General features: G+C 29.6%; 31 protein-coding genes. 25 read left to right on the top strand and 6 right to left on the bottom strand.

Annotated features, from left to right (window positions below; genetic code table 11):
* Positions 1-102: IS1 family transposase (locus H8S10_RS15565; protein WP_347707662.1), on the bottom strand; the 102-nt coding region annotated here is incomplete at its 3' end.
* Positions 103-227: 125 nt separating this feature from the next.
* On the opposite strand from H8S10_RS15565, the gene H8S10_RS15560 reads away from it, so the two are divergent.
* From H8S10_RS15560 to H8S10_RS15545, 4 genes are all read left to right on the top strand, one after another.
* Positions 228-1,052, top strand: coding sequence for a MerR family transcriptional regulator (locus H8S10_RS15560; protein ID WP_055263802.1), 825 nt, complete (start codon positions 228-230; stop codon positions 1,050-1,052).
* A gap of 105 nt (positions 1,053-1,157) precedes the next feature.
* Positions 1,158-2,495: an MATE family efflux transporter gene (locus H8S10_RS15555; protein ID WP_186839501.1), complete on the top strand. Its 1,338-nt coding sequence runs from the start codon at positions 1,158-1,160 to the stop codon at positions 2,493-2,495.
* Positions 2,496-2,756: 261 nt separating this feature from the next.
* A complete protein-coding gene (locus H8S10_RS15550) occupies positions 2,757-3,917 on the top strand; it encodes an iron-containing alcohol dehydrogenase (RefSeq protein WP_186839500.1) in 1,161 nt (386 codons plus the stop codon).
* 126 nt (positions 3,918-4,043) lie between these two features.
* Entirely contained in the window at positions 4,044-5,444 is a 1,401-nt protein-coding gene (locus tag H8S10_RS15545; RefSeq protein ID WP_186839499.1) for an NAD(P)/FAD-dependent oxidoreductase, read from the top strand.
* An 80-nt stretch (positions 5,445-5,524) separates the two neighbouring features.
* Here H8S10_RS15545 and H8S10_RS15540 read toward each other — a convergent pair whose 3' ends face one another.
* Positions 5,525-6,082, bottom strand: a complete 558-nt coding sequence (locus H8S10_RS15540; protein WP_186839498.1) for a hypothetical protein — start codon at positions 6,080-6,082, stop codon at positions 5,525-5,527.
* A 14-nt stretch (positions 6,083-6,096) separates the two neighbouring features.
* A complete protein-coding gene (locus H8S10_RS15535) occupies positions 6,097-6,681 on the bottom strand; it encodes a YeeE/YedE thiosulfate transporter family protein (protein ID WP_055263793.1) in 585 nt (194 codons plus the stop codon).
* Positions 6,682-7,059: 378 nt separating this feature from the next.
* Between H8S10_RS15535 and H8S10_RS15530 the strand changes: the two genes are divergently transcribed.
* The 3 genes from H8S10_RS15530 to H8S10_RS15520 all read left to right on the top strand — a co-directional run bounded on the left by H8S10_RS15530 (position 7,060) and on the right by H8S10_RS15520 (position 10,621).
* Positions 7,060-8,478 (top strand): potassium/proton antiporter, encoded by a 1,419-nt coding sequence (locus H8S10_RS15530; protein ID WP_186839497.1) that lies wholly within the window; start codon positions 7,060-7,062, stop codon positions 8,476-8,478.
* Between the two features lie 159 nt (positions 8,479-8,637).
* Positions 8,638-10,050 carry an MDR family MFS transporter gene (locus H8S10_RS15525; protein WP_186839496.1) on the top strand — a complete coding sequence of 471 codons (1,413 nt, stop codon included), beginning with the start codon at positions 8,638-8,640 and terminating at the stop codon, positions 10,048-10,050.
* 166 nt (positions 10,051-10,216) lie between these two features.
* Positions 10,217-10,621: an arsenate reductase ArsC gene (locus H8S10_RS15520; protein WP_186839495.1), complete on the top strand. Its 405-nt coding sequence runs from the start codon at positions 10,217-10,219 to the stop codon at positions 10,619-10,621.
* A gap of 16 nt (positions 10,622-10,637) precedes the next feature.
* Here the strand turns inward: H8S10_RS15520 and H8S10_RS15515 are convergent, their stop codons facing one another.
* Genes H8S10_RS15515 through H8S10_RS15505 form a run of 3 tightly spaced genes read right to left on the bottom strand, consistent with a single transcriptional unit; the run spans position 10,638 to position 13,027 of the window.
* Positions 10,638-11,954, bottom strand: a complete 1,317-nt coding sequence (locus H8S10_RS15515) for a recombinase family protein (protein ID WP_186839494.1) — start codon at positions 11,952-11,954, stop codon at positions 10,638-10,640.
* 18 nt (positions 11,955-11,972) lie between these two features.
* Positions 11,973-12,431, bottom strand: a complete 459-nt coding sequence (locus H8S10_RS15510; protein ID WP_186839493.1) for an ImmA/IrrE family metallo-endopeptidase — start codon at positions 12,429-12,431, stop codon at positions 11,973-11,975.
* Between the two features lie 23 nt (positions 12,432-12,454).
* Complete coding sequence (locus H8S10_RS15505) at positions 12,455-13,027, bottom strand: helix-turn-helix transcriptional regulator (RefSeq protein ID WP_186839492.1); 573 nt, start codon at positions 13,025-13,027, stop codon at positions 12,455-12,457.
* A gap of 169 nt (positions 13,028-13,196) precedes the next feature.
* Between H8S10_RS15505 and H8S10_RS15500 the strand changes: the two genes are divergently transcribed.
* From H8S10_RS15500 to H8S10_RS15415, 18 genes are all read left to right on the top strand, one after another.
* The gene (locus H8S10_RS15500; protein WP_186839491.1) at positions 13,197-13,397 is read left to right on the top strand and encodes a helix-turn-helix transcriptional regulator; all 201 of its coding nucleotides are present in this window, start codon (positions 13,197-13,199) and stop codon (positions 13,395-13,397) included.
* A 64-nt stretch (positions 13,398-13,461) separates the two neighbouring features.
* The gene (locus tag H8S10_RS15495) at positions 13,462-13,605 is read left to right on the top strand and encodes a hypothetical protein (RefSeq protein ID WP_186839490.1); all 144 of its coding nucleotides are present in this window, start codon (positions 13,462-13,464) and stop codon (positions 13,603-13,605) included.
* Between the two features lie 35 nt (positions 13,606-13,640).
* Positions 13,641-14,357, top strand: coding sequence for a phage antirepressor KilAC domain-containing protein (locus tag H8S10_RS15490; protein ID WP_186839489.1), 717 nt, complete (start codon positions 13,641-13,643; stop codon positions 14,355-14,357).
* Between the two features lie 13 nt (positions 14,358-14,370).
* Positions 14,371-14,526, top strand: a complete 156-nt coding sequence (locus H8S10_RS15485; protein WP_186839488.1) for a hypothetical protein — start codon at positions 14,371-14,373, stop codon at positions 14,524-14,526.
* An 83-nt stretch (positions 14,527-14,609) separates the two neighbouring features.
* Positions 14,610-14,747: a hypothetical protein gene (locus tag H8S10_RS15480; protein WP_186839487.1), complete on the top strand. Its 138-nt coding sequence runs from the start codon at positions 14,610-14,612 to the stop codon at positions 14,745-14,747.
* Positions 14,740-15,000, top strand: a complete 261-nt coding sequence (locus H8S10_RS15475) for a DUF1653 domain-containing protein (protein ID WP_186839486.1) — start codon at positions 14,740-14,742, stop codon at positions 14,998-15,000. The genes H8S10_RS15480 and H8S10_RS15475 overlap by 8 nt, the downstream gene beginning before the upstream one ends.
* A gap of 139 nt (positions 15,001-15,139) precedes the next feature.
* Positions 15,140-15,301: a hypothetical protein gene (locus tag H8S10_RS15470; protein ID WP_186838060.1), complete on the top strand. Its 162-nt coding sequence runs from the start codon at positions 15,140-15,142 to the stop codon at positions 15,299-15,301.
* Positions 15,285-15,518 carry a hypothetical protein gene (locus H8S10_RS15465; RefSeq protein ID WP_186839485.1) on the top strand — a complete coding sequence of 78 codons (234 nt, stop codon included), beginning with the start codon at positions 15,285-15,287 and terminating at the stop codon, positions 15,516-15,518. The genes H8S10_RS15470 and H8S10_RS15465 overlap by 17 nt, the downstream gene beginning before the upstream one ends.
* 11 nt (positions 15,519-15,529) lie before the next feature.
* Positions 15,530-16,039, top strand: a complete 510-nt coding sequence (locus tag H8S10_RS15460; protein WP_186839484.1) for a host-nuclease inhibitor Gam family protein — start codon at positions 15,530-15,532, stop codon at positions 16,037-16,039.
* Between the two features lie 11 nt (positions 16,040-16,050).
* A complete protein-coding gene (locus tag H8S10_RS15455) occupies positions 16,051-16,566 on the top strand; it encodes a Rad52/Rad22 family DNA repair protein (protein ID WP_186839483.1) in 516 nt (171 codons plus the stop codon).
* Positions 16,566-16,865 (top strand): hypothetical protein, encoded by a 300-nt coding sequence (locus tag H8S10_RS15450; RefSeq protein WP_186839482.1) that lies wholly within the window; start codon positions 16,566-16,568, stop codon positions 16,863-16,865. Before H8S10_RS15455 ends, H8S10_RS15450 begins: the two co-directional genes overlap by 1 nt.
* 14 nt (positions 16,866-16,879) lie before the next feature.
* Positions 16,880-17,593, top strand: a complete 714-nt coding sequence (locus tag H8S10_RS15445) for a hypothetical protein (RefSeq protein ID WP_186839481.1) — start codon at positions 16,880-16,882, stop codon at positions 17,591-17,593.
* Positions 17,594-17,779: a hypothetical protein gene (locus tag H8S10_RS15440; protein ID WP_186839480.1), complete on the top strand. Its 186-nt coding sequence runs from the start codon at positions 17,594-17,596 to the stop codon at positions 17,777-17,779. It abuts the gene before it with no gap.
* Positions 17,779-18,150 carry a hypothetical protein gene (locus H8S10_RS15435; protein WP_186839479.1) on the top strand — a complete coding sequence of 124 codons (372 nt, stop codon included), beginning with the start codon at positions 17,779-17,781 and terminating at the stop codon, positions 18,148-18,150. Before H8S10_RS15440 ends, H8S10_RS15435 begins: the two co-directional genes overlap by 1 nt.
* A gap of 9 nt (positions 18,151-18,159) precedes the next feature.
* Complete coding sequence (locus tag H8S10_RS15430; protein WP_186839478.1) at positions 18,160-18,465, top strand: hypothetical protein; 306 nt, start codon at positions 18,160-18,162, stop codon at positions 18,463-18,465.
* Between the two features lie 81 nt (positions 18,466-18,546).
* On the top strand, positions 18,547-18,945 hold the full coding sequence (locus H8S10_RS15425; RefSeq protein ID WP_186839477.1) for a replication terminator protein: 399 nt from the start codon (positions 18,547-18,549) through the stop codon (positions 18,943-18,945).
* Between the two features lie 71 nt (positions 18,946-19,016).
* A complete protein-coding gene (locus H8S10_RS15420) occupies positions 19,017-19,730 on the top strand; it encodes a hypothetical protein (RefSeq protein ID WP_186839476.1) in 714 nt (237 codons plus the stop codon).
* A 46-nt stretch (positions 19,731-19,776) separates the two neighbouring features.
* Positions 19,777-20,283, top strand: coding sequence for a hypothetical protein (locus tag H8S10_RS15415; protein ID WP_186839475.1), 507 nt, complete (start codon positions 19,777-19,779; stop codon positions 20,281-20,283).
* Positions 20,284-20,352 lie beyond the last annotated feature (69 nt).

The following is a 20,352-nucleotide window of genomic DNA, read 5'->3' as shown; positions in this document are numbered from 1 at the left end:
ACACTGCTTACATTGATACTTTTGTTTAGCCTGCTTATTCATACCAAACTTGTATAGTTTATCAGAATTACAGCGTGGGCATTTTATATTAGTTTTGCTCATTGTTCTTCTCTCCTTTTCGAAGGGGGTATTATTTAGTATCGCAAACCTATTGTATTTCCTTGGGCTGAGAAGAGCAATGTTCATATAACTTAACAGATCGATTTATTTATTGAGGTGCTTTAAATATGAATAAAAATAAACAAAATTATTTTACTACCGGTGAGTTTGCAAAGCTTGTAGGTGTTACTAAGCATACGTTATTTTATTATGATAAGATAGGAATATTTTCTCCAGAAATAAAACTAGATAATGATTATAGATATTATTCTGTTTTTCAAATCGAAGTATTTTATGTTATATCTACTTTAAAAGAACTTGATATGTCGTTAAAAGATATAAAATCATATTTGGATAAAAGAAGTCCAAAGGAACTTATTTCTCTTCTTGAAAAGGAGAAGAATATAATAGATGAAAAAATTAATTCTTTGATTAAAATGAAGAAAGTAATAGAGGGCAAGCTTTCTATAACAAAAGATATCTTTAATATAGATACAAATAAAATTTCTATTGAAAGATGTGAAGAAGAATTATTAGTTTTAACGGAATGTTGTAATGTAACAAATGAAAAGAGTCTTGCAAAGGCGATAGCTAATCATGTTAAATATTGTGATAAAAATGAAATATATAGTCCACATAGTATGGGAGAAATGATACATTTAGAAAATATAAAAAAAGGTATGTATGAAAATTATGATTATTTCTATACACGAATTTATGAAGGAAATGAAAATATAAAGCTATATAAGAAAGAAGCAGGATTATATTTAATTGCATATCATAATAAAGGTTTTTATACCATAGATCAAAGCTATGAGAGAATACTTAAATTCGTTAAGGATAACAATTTAGAGCTTGAAGGTTATTTTTATGAAGATGTACTTTTAGATGAATTGTCGGTTTCGGGATATGATGAATATTTAATTAAGATATCAATAAAAGTAAAGATATAAAAACAACTAAATTTCTATATAGTCATATCCTATAAATTAAAGATAAAAATAAGTTGACTATAGTGTTACACTATACCTTATTATCTTTTATGGAGGAGTGGTTGTATGGATTTAACATTAGGAAAAGAGTCAATAGGAAAATTGTTTGTTAAGTATTCAATTCCTTCAGTAATTGCGATGATAGTGTTTTCACTTTATATAGTGATAGATGGGATATTTGTAGGTAATGTAGTTGGAGCTGCTGGACTTTCGGCAGTAAATTTAGCTATGCCTTTCTTTGGAGTTGCAATGGCACTTGGAACTATGGTCGCAATAGGTGGAGGAACTATAACAAGTATAGATTTGGGAAGAGGAGATAAAGAAGAAGCAAGAAGGAGTTTTAGTTTAGCATTTTATATACTTACAGCTATAACTTTAGCTTTATCTGTGTTTACTTTGGCATTTACACCTACTATTGCTAGAATATTAGGTTCAAGTGAGGAGCTTATGCCATTAGTTATTGAGTATTTAAGAGCTCTATGCTTATTTCTAGCAACGTTTGTAGGGAGTTCTTATTTAAGTGCAAACTTAAGGGTAATGGGAAAGCCAAATCATGCTATGGTAGCAGATATAATTGGAGCGGCTCTTAATATAGTATTAGATTATATATTTATAGTGAAATTTGGATGGGGATTAGCAGGTGCCGGAGTTGCATCAGGACTTGCTTTTACAATAGGATTTATATTTTCTTTAGTTCAATATTTAAGGAAAGATTCAATACTTAAGTTTGTTAAAACTAGCTTTGATATAAAGAAGGTAATAAAGATATTTTATAACGGTTCTTCCGAGGGAATAACTCAGTTTGCTGTAGCTTTTTCAAATTATATTTTTAATATTGTGTTAATGATAAAAATAGGAGAAATGGGAGTTTCAGCTTTCTCGATAATACTTTATATATCTTCATTAGTAACAGCTGTATTTTCAGGTATATGTAATGGGATAAGTCCTATTATAAGTTTTAACCATGGCGCTAAAAACAAAGACCGTATACAAAAATTAATGAAGATTTCAGTTATAACTATTTCTATAATAGGTGTATTAAGTACTATACTTATGGCATTTGGAGGAGAAACACTTATTGCTATGTTTACAGAAGGTGATGATTCTTTAGTTAGCTTAACGGTAGAAGCAACTAGAGTTTACTCTATAGCGTTTATAGTAAATGGATTAAATATTTTATCGTCAGCATATTTTACTGCTATAGAAGATGCAAAAACTTCTGCTATTATATCAGCTTTAAGAGGCGCTATATTAATAGTAATATTTATAGTATTACTTCCTATGATTTTTGGAGATGTTGGAATATGGCTAACAGTACCTTTTAGTGAGGTATTTACAGTAGTTGTAGCATTTAGGTATATAAGAAAATCAAATAGAAAATTAACTTTAATGTATGGGAGTTAATAAAATATAGTAAGTAGATTAGATAATGCAATTATTTTAATAAAAGATAATTGCATTATTTTTTATTGAGTAAATTTAGGAAAATTTATAAAAGTATTGACTTATAGTTAAGTATAACCCTTATAATGGAATTAAAATAGAAAAATTAGACATCATGATGTTGTTTAAGCAAGGAATATAAATACGTATTTAATTAAATATGAGTAAAAACTTAGACAAAGCAAAATAATAAGTTTAGTGAATATTACAGGAGGAATAAAAATGGATAATTTTAGATTTGGCGCTCCAACAGAGATGCTATTTGGGAAAGGACAAATATCTAATCTACCGGAAGTTTTAAAAAGATATGGTAGAAATGTATTACTTGCTTATGGTGGAGGAAGCATAAAGAAGAATGGTATATATGATAAGGTTCAAGAATTATTAAAGGATTTTAACATAGTTGAATTAAGTGGTATCGAACCAAATCCAAGAATTGAAACTGTAAGAAGAGGTATAGACCTTTGTAGAGAAAATAATATAGATGTTATTTTAGCTGTAGGGGGAGGTAGCACTATAGATTGTTCAAAGGTAGTAGCTGCTGGATATTACTATGAAGGAGATACTTGGGACATAGTTCTTGATTCATCAAAGATAACAAATGCACTACCTATAGTAACAGTTTTAACATTAGCAGCAACTGGTTCAGAAATGAATAAGGGAGCAGTTATTTCAAAGATGGATACTAATGAGAAATTAGGAACAGGTGCAATCTGTATGGCTCCTAAAACTTCAATATTAGACCCAGAATATTTATATACTTTACCAGCAATTCAAACAGCAGCAGGTACAGCAGATATTATGTCTCATGTATTTGAAAATTATTTTAATAAGACTAAGGATGCTTATGTTCAAGATAAGATGTCAGAAGGATTACTAGAGACTTGCATAAAATATTGCCCTATTGCTTTAAAAGACCCAACAAATTATGAAGCTAGAGCAAACTTAATGTGGGCTAGTTCTATGGCCTTAAATGGACTTACTGGAAGCGGGAAAGTTGGAGCATGGAGTTGTCATCCAATGGAGCATGAATTAAGTGCTCATTATGATATAACTCACGGTGTAGGACTTGCAATATTAACACCAAGTTGGATGAGATATATATTAAATGATGAAACTGTTGATAAGTTTGTAGATTATGCAATAAATGTATGGCATTTACCTTACAATGAAGATAAATTTGCTCTTGCTAATGAAGCAATAGATGCAACAGAAAATTTCTTTAAGGAATGTGGTATTCCAATGACTTTAAGAGAAGTTGGAATTGATGATTCAAAATTTAAAGAAATGGCTGCTGCAGCAGTTAAGCATGGAAATTTACAATATGCTTATGTACCTTTAGACCAAGAAGATGTTTATAAGATTTTTGGTATGTGTTTATAATAATTAAGAATTGGATAATAGACATAAGTTTTATAAACTTACGTCTATTATTTTTTTAATAACGATAAACAAAATAAACTTTATTTCATATAATATTAGGATAAGGATTTTATTGGTGGTGAATAGATGGAGGGAGATCATAAGAAAGAGAAACCTAAAATTGTTATTGTAGGGGCAGGACTTGCCGGATTGACCTGTGCATATAGGTTATTTAAATCTGGAATAAAGTGCAAGGTATTTGAAGCATCTGAAAGAGTAGGAGGAAGATGTTTTAGTATAAGGAACTACTTTTTAGATAATCAAATTGCTGAGCATGGAGGAGAACTAATAGATTCTGAACATAATGAAATTAAAGAGTTGGCTAAAGAGATAGGCTTAAAGTTGGAAAATCTTATTGATATCGATAAGAAAGAAAACAAGCCTTTTTATTTTTTTAATGGACAACCATATTCTTATGATGAAGCAAGTAAAGATTGGCTAAGTGTTTATCCCAGAGTTAGAAAAGATTATGAAGATGTAAAATTTCCAACACTTTATAATAAATATACAAATAGAGGATATGAATTAGATAATATATCTGTTAGGCAGTGGATTAATCAAATCATTCCAGAGGGTGTTAATTCTAATTTAGGAAGGCTATTAGATGTAGCATATTCAGCGGAGTATGGAGCAGAAACTAATACTCAAAGTGCTCTTAATATAGTAAGATTACTTGGTTCAGGAGAAGAAAATGCTTTTAATATATTTGGTAGTTCTGATAGAATGTATCATATTAAAGGGGGAAATGATCAGCTCCCAGGAAGATTATATAGGGCACTCCCGAAAGGAACTGTTAAATTTAAGACGCAACTTTTATCTATATCGAAGGTGAAATATGATAAATACAAACTAGTATTTCAAAGTGCGTGTAAGGTAGCAAGCGTGCTTGCAGATATAGTGGTTTTAACTATTCCTTTTAGTGTTCTTAAGCTCAGCGTTAACTATGATAAAGCTGGTTTTAGTGAATTGAAAAAACAGGCTATAGATGAACTGGCCATGGGAACTAATACAAAATTAAATGTACAGTTTACAAGCAGATATTGGAGAAGAGTTAATAATAACGGTACTACTTATTGTAATATTGGATATCAAGTTACAAGGGAGGGAAGTTGTGGACAGTTAGGAACTAAGGGGATACTTGTTAATAATACAGGAGGAAAAATTGGTGCTTCTTATAATAATCAAGAGTATATAAAACAATATGTAGAAACGTTTATTAATAGATTAGATAGAGTTATACCAAGGCGTAATGCTAAATGGAATGGAAAAGCCATATTAGATTATTGGACTGGTAATCGTTGGACATTAGGGTCATATCCGTATTATAAGTTAGGACAATATACAAAATTTGCAGGAGTAGAAGGTGAAAGTGAAGGTAATTGCTTTTTTGCAGGTGATCAAACCTCTATATATTATCAAGGATATATGAATGGAGCAGTTGAAAGCGGAGAGAGAGTATGTAAAGAGATCTTAGAAAGAATAAGATAGAGCGATATATAAGTAATTAAAGAAAAAGCATGCTTAAATATACAAATGTATAATTCAAGATGCTTTTCTTTTTATATAGTTTATTTTAAAATATGTTTTGGTAGTAAGTAAGCTCCAATCATAAAAATTATACCTACTAATAGTAAACCTAAATATCCAGTATTAAAAACTGAAGGATATTTATCAGATATATTAAATAGAGTTAGCTTTCCTAGATTTAACATATCAAATAATCCTATATTTTTTAGTGGACCATAGGACATAGTAAATGCAAATGCACCAACTAATCCTCCGATAACAGCAGAAATTGCTTTTTTAACTCCTTTGCTACCTATAGCACCAATACATGTACCAGGACAAGTACCTATAGAGCCAAAGGCAATACCAAATATTAATCCACCTATAATAACTCCTAAATTCATAGTTTTAATAGATAAATGTGATACATCAAATATTCCTAACATTGCTGTCAGTGAAAGTAAAGCACTAGAAAAACCTATAGCAAATAAAATTATTTTGGCTAAAGATAAATCTTCAAGTCTTAACATTTTTAATATATTTTTAAAACCAGTAGCTCCTACATATGCAAGTGCAAAACCAAAGAAACCACCAAGTAATATTGCTAATAATATTTTCATTTTAAATAACCTCCCTACTTAGATTTATTCTTAAGATGTTTTACTATTAGTGAGGATGGTATTGCTGTGGCAAAAACAGAAGCAGCGAACACATAACCACTAACACTTCCTTGCATCATTCCACTCATCATATGACCACTTGTGCATCCATCTGCCATTCTAGCTCCATATAGTAATAAGAATCCTCCAATAAAGCTTGGAGCATAATTTTTAATAAAACTTGTATCATCTCCCAATTCGCATACTTTCAAATTAGAGCTTGTATCAAGTGCTTCAGATTTCTTTCTTCTTTTTAATAACTCATATCCTATATAACCGCCAACTGGAATAGCTAAAACAAATATAAAGTCATAATTTAAAGGATGTTTTATAGCTTTTGCCAGTTTCCCATCGTTTTTATCGTAATAGGCATTTGCACTACTATAACCAGATTCTCTTAATGGGTCTTCTACTATAACATTTTTATCAATTGAACTATGAATGATTCCAGATAATACTGAGAATTGAGTAGATACACCTATTGGTTTAACTAAAAATATTGCTATGAAAAATGAAAAGCCTAATATTAAAGCGCCTTTTATCCAATTATTTTTACTCATATTTTTTCCTACTAGACATTTATTTAATAACTGTTTAAAAGTATATACAGAATTGAGAGTATTTTCTGTGATATAATCACAGATGATACTAGTTATTATATATTTTGGGTAATTTATAGATAAATTATTATTCAAAAAATTGATTGCAAAAAAAGTAACTTAAGTAGTAAGTCACCTCTTAGGATTATCTTATTTTAATATGAGAAGTTCTAGGAGGTTATTTTTATTTTTGAAAATACACTAAAGAATTTTAAAATTTATTATCAAAAAAGTGATATAGAAGATAGAATTGTAACTTGAAAAAGTTTCTACACATATTATGTGTTATAGAAGTTATATATTATAAAAGCAAAAATTAAAGGGATAGGGGGAATGCTTATGATGAACACCTTGATGATATGTGGATTGGTTTTACTTATTTCTATAACAACTAGTAAGGTTTTATATAAATTTGGTGTGCCTATATTATTAATTTTTATAGTGCTAGGTATGTTATTTGGCTCTGATGGCATTGTAGGAATATATTTTGCAAATTACAATTTAACAAATGAGATTTGTTCAATAGCTCTTGTATTGATAATGTTCTATGGAGGTTTTGGAACTAATTGGAAAGTTGCTAAACCGTCATTAAAGCCTGCTCTTTTGATGTCTACAGGAGGAGTAATAATAACAACATTACTTACAGGTACATTTGCATATTTTATTTTAAAGGTTAGTATATTGGAAGGATTGCTTATTGGGGCGGTGGTATCATCTACAGATGCAGCATCTGTTTTTGCAATATTGAGATCACAAAAGTTAAACTTAGAAGGGTCTTTAGCATCGTTGTTAGAAGTTGAAAGTGGAAGTAATGACCCTACAGCATATATGCTTACTATATCAATTCTAACTATAATGAGTAGTGGAGCAGTAAATGGAATAATTTTAATTATAATTAAACAAATAATATTTGGAGTTTTAATTGGAGTTATATTAGCTAAAATTGCAGTTTTTGTACTTAGAAATGTTGACTTTGAAATAAGGGGATTTGATAGCATATTTATAACAGCTATAGCTATACTTGCATATGCGGTGAGTGAATGGTTAGGTGGTAATGGATATTTAAGTGTATATTTAGCAGGAGTAATAATTGGTAATAGTAAGATTCCACATAAAAAGAATCTATTTTATTATTTTGATGGAGTATCATGGATAATGCAAATAGCATTATTTTTCTTGCTAGGTTTATTGGCATTTCCATCAAAATTTCCACAAGTTATAGGTATTTCTATAGCTATATCAATATTTTTAATATTTATTGCAAGACCTGCAGCTACATTTTTAATATTGAAGCCGTTTGGATATTCAACAAGGGAAAAATTATTTGTATCATGGGTAGGACTAAGAGGAGCAGCGTCATTAGTTTTCGCTATATATGCAATGACTTATGGTGTAAAAATAGAAAATGACATATTTCATATAATATTTTTCGTTGCACTATTTTCAGTAGCAATTCAAGGAACATTAATACCTAAGTTAGCAAAAAAACTTGATTTAGTAGATAACAGTAGTCCAGTTTTAAAAACATTTAATGATTATACAGGAGAGATGAGTAGTAAGTTAATAGAATTGAATATAACTAAGGAAAGTAAGTGGGTTAATAAAAGTATTATGGATGCCGATATACCAAATGAAATACTTATAGTAATGATTAAAAGAAATGATGAGATTATAATTCCAAAGGGAGCTAGCATTATAAAAGAAGGAGATATTCTAGTTTTAAGTGGAGAAGGAATAGAAAATTTAGAAGTTGTATAAACTTAGCTAATTTAAAATAAATTAAAAAAGGTCTTAGGAAAAATATTATCCTAAGGCTTTTTTTATTGATATATTTAAATATGTATTTTTTTGAATAAGTTACCTTAGAGAATGGAAATATAATCTTGAAGTATAAAAATTATAGAGAGGTAAAAGCTTATGGATGAAAAATCAACTAATGATAAAAAGTACAATGTAGTTGCGATTGCGAGCGTATTCCTTTTAGGTGCATTTGTATGTTTCTTAAATAGTACATTTATGAATGTTGCTCTTTCTGATATTATGAAAGATTTAAATATAAGTGTATCTAGAGCACAGTGGTTAAGTACAGGTTATATGCTTGCAACTGGTATCATAATTCCTTTTACAGCATTCCTTATAGATAGATTTACAAATAGAACTTTATTTTTTGTATCTATAGGTTTATTTACTGTAGGAACTGTTGTAGGAGCTTTTGCGACTAACTTTCCAATGCTTCTTACAGCAAGGCTTATACAAGGTGTAGCTAGTGGAATAATAGTTCCATTAATGCAGACCGTATTTTTGAATATGTTTCCAATAGAAAAAAGAGGATTTGCAATGGGAATAGTAGGAGTTGTAATAGGATTTGCACCTGCTATAGGGCCAACATTATCAGGATGGATAATAAATAGCTATCCTTGGAGATACTTATTTTATGTAACATTACCTTTTGCAGTAATAGATTTAGTGATTGGAATTTTCCTTCTTAAGAATGTAACGCCAACTAGAAAGGTATCATTTGATATTATTTCATTTATAGGGGCTGCTGTAGGTTTTGGAGCATTGTTATTTGGATTTAGTAATGCTGGAAATTATGCTTGGAGCGATAAAAATGTATATATTCCACTTATTATAGGGATAGTTTTTCTTATAATATTTGTTTGGAGACAATTAACAATGAAAGAACCTATGCTAGATTTAAGTGTATTTAAAAGTAGTATATTTACATTCTCAACAATAATAGTAATGATTGTTTATGCAGCAATGATTTCATCAGAACTTATAATTCCTATGTTCTTAGAAAATGTTAAAGCAGAAAGTGCTCTTAGAAGTGGTTTAACACTTATGCCCGGAGCTATAGTAATGGTTATAATGAATCCTGTAACAGGTACTCTTTTTGATAAATATGGTGCTAGATACCTTGCATTAGGAGGTCTAGCAATACTTACACTTGGAACATTTGGATTTTCATTTTTAAAAGTAGATACATCAATAACTTATGTAATTATTGTTTATGCTATAAGAATGTTAGGAATAGCTATGCTTTTGATGCCGCTTACAACGTCAGGATTAAATTCATTAAATAGAGAGCTTTATGCTCATGGTAACGCAGCCAATAATACATTAAGACAAGTAGCAGGATCAATAGGAACATCAATAATAGTTACATTAATGAGTAAATCTGCTGCATCATCAGGATTAACAAATCCTCTAGAAGCACAGGTTCATGGTATGAATGTATCTTTTACATTAATAGCAGCATTAACATTATTAGGACTTATAATAGCATTTTTTGTAGTTAAAAACAAAGAAGTAAAAGTTATGGATTAGTAGACATATAAATTAATGAATTTATTATAAAACTTTAGACTGCCTTAAGGTTAATTATATGATAAAATTAGCTTTGAGACAGTCTTATATAATTAATAATGATATTGTAAAGTTTAATATTAAAAATATATTAGACTTTATAGTAATTAGAACTTAGGGGGATAATATGAGTAAGCCAAAGGTAGCATTTATATGTGTACATAATTCTTGTAGATCACAAATGGCAGAAGCTTTAGGTAAGCTATTTGGAAGTGAAGTTTTTGAAAGCTACTCAGCAGGAACAGAAACAAAACCACAAATAAATCAAGATGCTGTGAGAATAATAGAAGATTTATATAATGTTAATATGAATAAAACACAAAAATCAAAGTTATTAAGTGATATTCCTGAAATTGATATAGCTATAAAAATGGGATGTAACGTAGTTTGTCCATACTTAAAAGCAAATCATACTGAAGATTGGGGATTAGAAGACCCAACAGGTAACGAAGAAAAAATAATAAGTTGTGCTTTAGAAATAGAAAGAAAGGTTAAGGAGTTAGCAATAAGGATAAAGAACAAAGAAATATAAGAGTACAGGGCCATGATTAGTGAAATTTTAATTTTACATTGCCATCATGGTCTACTTTAATTTCTTCTATAAAACTTCTCCAAAAAGCTCGTTTATCTTCTCGATCTAGTTTTATATATTTTTCATCAAAATCAATATTAAGCATTTTTTTATAAGCTTCTATATTAAACTCATCTTGCGGATTTTCATCTTCAATTATTTTAGATTTATAAAATTCATGTTTTTTCTTATATTCTTCTAATGTTATAAAATCATTTATATATAAATCATTAAGTTTTTTGATTTTATTTTCTATTTCAACTTTATTGCTTTTTTTAGGTTTATTTTTCTTTTTAAACTCATAATCTACTATATAATCATGTAGTTGCAATTTAAATTGTTCAATAACTTTTCTTTCAAGTTTTTTTTCGCTTATACAACGATTATTATCACATAATTTTCTATAATAATTATAGTTGCATCTATAATTAAAGAAAAATTTATCATTATGCTTTGTATTAAATCCGCCAATATTGTGATTGCAATGGCTGCATACAAGTAAACTTGAAAATAAATAAATACGATTTGAAGTATTAGTAGAGATGTTTCTTTTTAAAAGAATTTGTATTTTATCAAATCTCTTTTTATCTATAATTGAAGGACAGTAATCAACTATACCTCTATATTCACCTTTGTATAAAGAGTTTCTTAACATGTTTGATATAGTTTTATAGGATAAATTAATTCCGAGTTCATCTCTCAAAAAATTCATGGTAGCTCTTTTAGATTGGTGAGTTTCAAAATGTGAAAATATATTTTCAACTATGTGTACTGTTTCTTTATCAATAACTAATTTTTTATTTTCTATTTTATATCCTTTAGGAACTTTACCAGTTATAACTTCTTTATTCTTTACTTTATTATTAAATACAGCTTTAATTCTTTCGCTAGTAACGGCTGCTTCATTTTCGGCTACAGAAAGCATTATATTTATATGCAATTGCCCAGCAGCAGTGGAAGTATCGTAATTTTCAAAAATTGTTTTCCAGTGCACTTTATGAGTATCAAGCACATCTTGAATTTTATAATAATTCCTAACCCCTCTAGACCATCTATCTATTTTGGTAAATATGACTAAATCTACTTTCCCTTCTTTTATATCATTAAGTAATCTTTGTAAATTTGGTCTATTTAAAGATGTAGCAGTAAACCCATCATCAATGTAGTAATCTATTATTTTATATTGATTCTTTTCAGCATAGTCCCTAAGGGTTTGTTTTTGTGCTTCTATAGAATCACCGTGCAGAGCTTGTTCTTCTGTACTAACTCTAATATAGAGAGCTACTCTTAACATATATATTCAACTCCTTTCTTAATAAAAAGTTTTTCCTATAAAAAAGTGTGGTGTAAAATAAATAATATAATCATCTATAATATGCATAACACCATATTTATTAGAATAATATTTAATAGCCTCATCTAAATAGTCGACTGTAACATTCAAATATTCCGCTATTTCATATTTATTAGTACAACCATGTTCAAAAGCATTTATAAGGCCAATAACACCAATCTTTTTATTATATCCCCATTTTCTTGCTATGAGTTCTTGTTTTCTATTACTAATATCTTTTTGATTAGTTATATCGCCAACGGTAAGATGGTAATGACCTAATTCTTCAGCTAATACACAAGCTTTTTCAACATTAGATAATTTTTTATTAATAGCTATTCTATTACCATTACAGCGACCATCACGCGTTTTCAAGTTGGCTTCTTTAACAATTATTCCGAGCTTATCAGCTTCTATCAATAATTCATCATAAGTCAAATTTTATCACCCTTTTATTGAAGTTATTTCCAAAAATCATCATCATTCATTATGTCATCATCATGCTTATAATCTTCTTCTGTAAACTTCCCATCTTTATCATGAGAAGCTATAGGCATTAAATGCTCTTTTCCTTCTTCTTCCCATATTTGTTTTTCTTTCTTAGGAAGTTCAATGACTTTATTATTTTCTTCTTTTTTATATTTACTTAATTCTGTAAGTTCATCAACTCTTTTAATAGCTTCATTTTTACCATCTTCATTAAGTTTATTAAAGCTAATTAAAAGTTGTTTTTCATAAAAGCTTTCATTATGTTCATTAGAAAATTCAATCATTTTATTTTTATAAGCAGCAAGTTCTTCTTTTTTGTTTTTATATTTAGATAAGCCAAGTAGATAATCTAAAGATACATTAAAGTAATTACATAATACCTTAGCATTTTCCATTGAAGGATCAGCTTTATTATTTTCCCATTTAGAAATAGTGCTTTTAGCAAGACTAATTGAATATAAATTTTTTAAATCTTCAATCATTTTATCCATAGAAACGTTTTTTTCTTCTCTTAGTTCTTTTAATAAATTACCTAAATCGTACATAAATTTATCTCCTTAAAATTTCTTATAATGAAATTATATATCTTTTGTTTTCTTTTGTAAACAAAAAATATAAAAAAACATAAAAAAGTTGTTGACAAGGAAACAAGAAAAATGTATTATTTGGTCATAAGGTGTTTCTAAAACGCTAACAACAAAGGAGTGATAAAAAATGGATAAGCAAGGATATTTAAAATTAAAAGGATTTCTAGTAGAAAATAATATAAAGCAAAAAGTAGTAGCAGATATGCTAGGAATATCAGTTCCGACATTTAATAAGAAGTTAAATGGAACTGCTGGTGATTTTACTGTAAAAGAAGCTAGAATCATATGTCAAAATTTAAAAGCAGAAGTCGAAATTTTTTTTAACTAAATAGTTTCCAAAACGCTAACAGGATAAAATAATAAGATTAAAATTTGAAAGTGAGGTGCAGATTATGGAAGTTAAAGTTCATGGATTTGAAAATTTTACAATAGAACATGCACAAATGGCTTTCGATACTTTAGCTAAATTACAAAGCGAAAAATATGGTATTGAAATAAAATATACAGTTAGAAAAAAGACAGAAGCAGATAAGTAAGAGTTTAAATTAGTTTTAAAGGAGAGGAAAAGAAGATGGATAATTTAAAACACAAACATAGAGAAGGTGTTCAACTATTTGTTAATAAGGATTTAGAACTTGAAGTAAGAGCAGTAGAGATTGATGGAGAAGGCTGGCTAGTAGGTAAGGATATTACAGAATCATTAGGATATTTAAATTCAAGTGATGCTTTAAAAACTCATGTTGATGAAGAAGATAAAAAGAAAATCGCGTTTTCCGATTATCCTCAATTTGGAAATAAAGGAGCAGTATTGATAAATGAAAGTGGACTTTATAGTTTGGTACTTTCAAGTAAGTTACCAGGAGCAAAGAAGTTTAAAAGATGGGTTACATCTGATGTACTTCCCTCTATAAGAAAGCATGGAATGTATGCAACAGATGAATTGTTAGATAATCCAGATTTACTTATAGCGGCTGCAACTAAATTAAAAGAGGAAAGAGCTGCAAGGTTAGAGGCTGAAAAGCAAAGGGACAAGCTATTACATCAAAATAAATTATATACAACATCAGAAATTGCTAAGGAATTAGGATTAAGTAGTGCGACAAAGCTTAATAATTTATTATCCGAAAAGAAAATACAGTATAAGCAAAATAAAACTTGGCTTTTATATTCTAAGTATTCTGAATTAGGTTTAGTAAGTATAAAGCAAGATGTATTAGATAATGGGAAAATAATATATGACAGAAAGTGGACTGGCAAAGGTAGAGATTTTATTTTGAATCTATTTTAAGAGGTAATTTTAAATGATAGAAATGATTAAGACAAGAAAACAACAGCTAGAAGAAAGAATTAAACGTTTAGAAAGCTATGTGTATGAGGATAATGATACACCAGAACTTAAGAAGATATATGAAGATCATATTAAGTTTTTAAGAGAAGAATTAAAACAATGTGAGTAGTTTGATGATATTACGTACAAATATCATATTGCCGAGGTTGGCTAAATGATACAGGCAATATTCGGTTTTAAGGAGAAAAACATATGTTAAAGATTATATGCCCAAAATGTGAAAGTGATTGTATATTTGATTTTGTTACAGATGAAGGGGACGTTGCTTTTAGATGTGATAATTGTGAATATGAGTTTGGAACTAAGGAGATGGAATTAGATTATGAATAAATTAACACCATTAGAAAATCAAAGGTTAAGAAGAATGATAGGGAGAGTTGTAACTCACTTTAAAGGTAAGGATTACTTGGTTTTAGATGTTGCAGAGCATACAGAAACAGGTGAAGAATTAGTAATTTATAAAGCATTATATGGGGCTAATAATGTTTATGCAAGACCTATAAAGATGTTTTTAAGTGAGGTAGACCACGAAAAATATCCTAATGCAACACAAAAATATAGGTTAGAACTTAAAGAGGATTAGTTCGCAATTCAAAAAAAGGAGCAATTAGTATGAGTGTACAAGTATTAAAGGATTATGTAGAGTTCTCGAGAGAAATTGGAGAGAAACCTACTTGGGAAGGACTAAAAGAACATAAAAAGATGTTTTGGAGGGATTAAAATTGAGTGTTCAAATTAAATTAGAAGAAGCGGTAACTAAGTTTGGTTTAAATGACATAGTAACCATTATGTTAAGTCAGAAAAGAGATAAGGAAATAGTAATAAGACAGAGGGAGATATACAACAGATGGAAGGAGAAGAATTGCAGTGGGAATAATTGCTGAAATTAATGACTTGAATAGAGAAAAGTCAAAATCAATTACAAGAAAAGTACAGGAGAGAAGAAAGCAAGGAGATACACGATCATTTGCAGAGATATTAAATGAAGAATTAAAAAAAGAAAAGCTATTATCTGATAGAGTTGGCGCTCATAAGTCAGAGAATAGCAATTCGAAACAATTCAATGACAGTATAACAGAAAATATTAAAAATGAAAACTAGGGGGAATAAGAATGAGTAACGTATTATTACAAAATGATTTAGAAGAAGTTAGAGAAGCATTCGCTATAAATGATTTGCAAGGTGCTACATGGGCATTTAGAAAGCTAAGAGCAATAGAGGAGAAACAAAGGGAGCTTACATCAATAGCTATAGAAGAAAAGAATAGAATAGATGAATGGCTAAGTAAGGAGAGCAAATCACTAGATGATGATAAAGCTTATTTTGAAGGATTATTAAGTGCTTATTATATAGAAGAAAGAGCCAAAGATAAGAAGTTTAAATTATCTACACCATACGGAAAGGTTACATCTAGAAAAGCTGAAAAGTTTATTTATGAAGATGTACAAGCAATAATGGATTACTGCAATATGAACGAAATAGATGTGATTAGAGTTAAGGAAGAGTTAGATAAGACTGCATTTAAGAAGATTTGCAAGGGTGGAGTTAATCAGGAAACAGGAGAAGTAATTCCTGGAGTAAGAGTTGAAACAGTAGAAAGTATTAGTGTTAAGGCAGAATAGGAGGATAAACTATGAAACTTGAATTTAGGACATTAACAGAGAATGAGATAGATGTAAGAATAGCCCAGGTTAAAGAAAGTGGCTTATCCCTATTATTATATAAAGATGCAAGATGTGATATGAACATTTTAGATGAAACAGTAGGGCCTATGAATTGGACTAGAAAACATTATGAGGTTAAAGGGAATTTACATTGTGAGGTAAGTTTATATGATATAGATAAGCAACAGTGGGTAAGTAAAGCAGATTGTGGAACTGAAAGTAATGCAGAAAAAGAAAAAGGAGAAGCTTCTGACAGTTTTAAGAGAGCTTGTTTTAATTGGGGGATTGGAAGAGAACTTTATACAAGTCCATTTATATGGGTACAATCTAAGGATTGCAATATAAAAGGGAATAAGTGTTATGACAAGTTTGAAGTAGAAAAGATAGCATATGATGATAAGAAGAATATAGTAGGATTATCAATTATAAATACATCTAACAATAAAAGAGTATTCCTAATGAAGCCGCTAGGAGGTAAGAAGTAATGCAAAGTAGTATTGATTATTCTAACGATTCTTATGGGGTTACAGTAGACAGAACTGGTGGGGCTATAAAGATAACTTTTGATATAGGAACAATATGTTCAGAGTTATATTTATCTAAGGAGCAGTCAGATAGTGTGGCAGAGCAAATACTGCATGAATTAGGCAAAAGAACAAGTGATGAATGGGAAGATGAAGTATATAAGCTACAAGAAGAGAATAATAGCTTGAGAGAAACGATAGAAGATTATGAGGAACGTATGGAATATATGAGAAGGAAAGAGCAATATGTTCCATTCTAGAAAGAGAGGGTTTAATGGCAGGATGGATAAAGTTGCATAGGGATATCCAAGAACATTGGTTATGGGAAGATGAACCATTCTCCAGAGGACAAGCTTTTATAGATTTATTAATGGAAGTTAATCACGAAGATAGAAAAGTATTATTTAATGGAGAGCTTATAGATATAAAAAGAGGTTCAAAGATAACATCATTAAGGAAGTTAGGTGAACGTTGGAAGTGGAGTATTTGCAAGGTGAAAAAGTTCCTAGAACAGTTACAAAAAGATGGAATGATAACTTATAAAAGTGATAATAAAAAAACACTTGTAACCATTGAAAACTATAACGTTTATCAGAGTATGGAAAACACAAAAAAGACAGATAAAGAACACAGAAATTACACAGAACAAAATCAAAACGAAATCAAAACGAAATCAGAGCAAAATCAAAACGAAACAAACAAGAATGATAAAGAATATATAAAGAATGTTAAAGAAGGAGAAGAAGGGAAAGAAGAAGTACCATCACTTCCACCCCTATTCTTTTCTACTCCGATTCATAAAAAAATATATGACCAGTTTGGAGAAGTTGGTTACAGAACATTTTTTATGGAAGCAGAGATAAAGGAACTAGATAAAGAAATAATTATTACCCATCAAGACAATTTTATAGAGAATATGATCCTGGATAGATGGATTGGAAAGCTAAAGTTTTTATTAGGCAAGAGAATTACAGTTGGGGAGGATTAAATGAATTTATTAGAAATATATACACCACATGAACTAACAGAAATGTCTATAAAAGATAAAAAAAGAAGAAAAGAGTTAAGAGAAGCTGGAGTAAGGGAAGCAACATCTTTTAGGTTTGAAAACGCTATTAAAACTATGAAGAGAGCAAGTCATAGCAAAAAGAGAGGGTGTAGGAGTTGTAAGTAATGGATAGATATTGTAAAGTGTGTGGAAATCCTTATACAGAATTACATCACATAATGTTTAGAAGTGAAGTTAAAACACTAGAATATTGCAAATTAAACTTAGTAAATCTATGTGTAGAACATCATAAAGGAACATATGGAGTACATGGAAGCAAAGGGGCAAGACTTAATAGAAAGCTTAAATTAGAGTTCCAAAATAAGTTGAAAGAGTTATGGGACAAGCGATATTTAAGTAGAGAAGAAATAAATAATGTTTTACAGATTAACGATAAGGCACTAAATAGGCTTTTAAAGAGGTTATCTTTACAGAATGATAAATATGACAAGGAAGATGTGATAAGAGCCTGTATGAGCGGGAAATTGATTATATAGAGGTGTGTTTTGGAAGAGTTAAAAAATCAATATCCAGATGATTGTATTATCTTAGGAAACATAATTAAAAGAAAAAATAATCTAAAAGAATACGATATAGTAGAAGCATTTACTTTAATGCAAGATAGTTTGCAAGCTTATTTTAGATGGTCAGTTATAAGATGTGAAATAAGAAGCAATTTAAAACGTGGAGAAAGGGCAGAGCTTAAAGATTTGCTAGAGAGTATAGTTAAGTATCTAGATGAGGTACATAGAGATACAAGGGTACTATATAAACTTGCTAGAGAAGATTTAAGGAATAATAGGGAAGAGTAGAGAAATGAGTCAATTTTAGCAATAGCTATAACAATATATTATCAATTAATAATCAATTAATAATACAAAGGAGAGAAAGATATGGAAAAGATGATTAATTTAGAAACATTTGCAGATGGAGCATTAGCAGAAAAGGTAAATATGGCATTAAGAGATGTATTGCAAAACATTACAGATCCTAATACTGATTGGAAGGTAAAAAGAAAGCTAACAGTTGATATGACATTAACTACAGGAGAAGATAGAGAACTTACCGAGGTTAACATAGTAGCAAAAACAAAGTTAGCACCAAGTAAGGCATTATCAGCAAAAATTGTTATAGGTACAGATGGAAATGGTGGAGTACTAGCAAGTGAATACAAAAAACAAGTACCAGGACAAAGTTATATGAAAGTTGATGAAGAAACAGGAGAGATTTTAACATCAGCTCAAGAGAGGGAAGATGCAGTAGATTTAGAAGGAATTAGATTAGTTAAATAATAAATTCATATAAAGCCATGGCAAGGGGCTTAAACCTTGCACATTATTAATAAGTAAAGGTGGAAAATAAAATGATAAACAAAGAAGCATTAGAGTATTTAGTAGATTTAGGAATGGAAAGAGATCCAATCATTCAGCTAGAACAAGGAACATTTAGCAGAGAGAACTTAAAGAGAGTTAATGATCCAGTTGCAACAACATTAAAAGTATCAACATTAACAGGATTAGTTGATTATATAAAAGCAAATGTTGATGAATTAAAAGGTGAGTTGTTAATACAAGTAAAGTCACATGATGAGGTTAGATTGTTTAGCAAATTAAATACAGATAGAGATAGAGAGTTATATATTCAAGCTGAAGCTATACTTCCAAACAATATAAGATACAACTCTTTTATAGATACAGAAAATTTTAATATCATGCTGCAAAGTTCATTTGTAGATACAGGAGACAAGGCGGTTTTACTAAAGTATACAGGATTAGTACAAGATGAAGCTGTGAAGTCTACTGGTGATGATGGAGTAAGCCAACAAGTAACAGTTAAAACAGGAGTAGCAAGTGTAGGACAAGCAATAGTTCCTAATCCAGTATCATTAGCGCCATATAGAACATTCCCAGAAGTAGAGCAACCAATAAGTAAGTTTATATTTAGAATGCAAAGTGGACCAAGAGCAGCATTATTTGAAGCTGATGGAGGAGCTTGGAGAAATCAAGCAATATTAAATATTAAGAATTACTTAGAAAAAGAGTTAGAGAAAGCAATCAATATAAGCATAATAGCTTAATAAATTAAAACGGGAGGGAAATCTCCCTAACCAATGAGGTGAAGGAATGATATTAGCAATAGATCCAGGAAATATAGAAAGTGGAGTAGTTTTAATAGATGAAAAAACATTAAAGCCAGTAATTGCAGAAAAGATAAATAATGAGGAATTATTAGACAACATCTATTCGGACTTTTATAAAAAATATTACAACGTAGCAATAGAAAAGATAGCAAGTTATGGAATGCCTGTAGGAGAAACAACTTTTGATACTTGCATATGGATAGGTAGATTCTATGAAGCTATAAACAGTAAATATCCAGGAGTAGATATAGGTTTTATATATAGAAAAGATGAAAAGATGAATCTGTGCGGCAGCATGAAAGCAAAAGATAGCAATATAATACAAGCTTTAATAGATAGGTTTGCACCTAACACACCTAATAAGGGGAAAGGTACTAAGAAAGAGCCAGGCTGGTTTTATGGGTTCAAGAAGGATATATGGCAAGCTTATGCAGTTGCGATAACTTATCACGATATTTATTTAAAGGAGAATGGGATAAATGAAAGTTAGATGTATTGATGATTTAGGAATGACTGTTTTAGAAGTTGGAAGTGTTTATGAGGGAAAATTGAAGTTTGA

This window comes from Clostridium sp. NSJ-49 (assembly GCF_014287725.1).
Classification (GTDB): Bacteria; Bacillota; Clostridia; order Clostridiales; family Clostridiaceae; genus Clostridium; species Clostridium disporicum_B.
The sequence above is the reverse complement of the archived record's forward strand: the minus strand, read 5'-3'. Positions and strand labels throughout refer to the sequence as shown.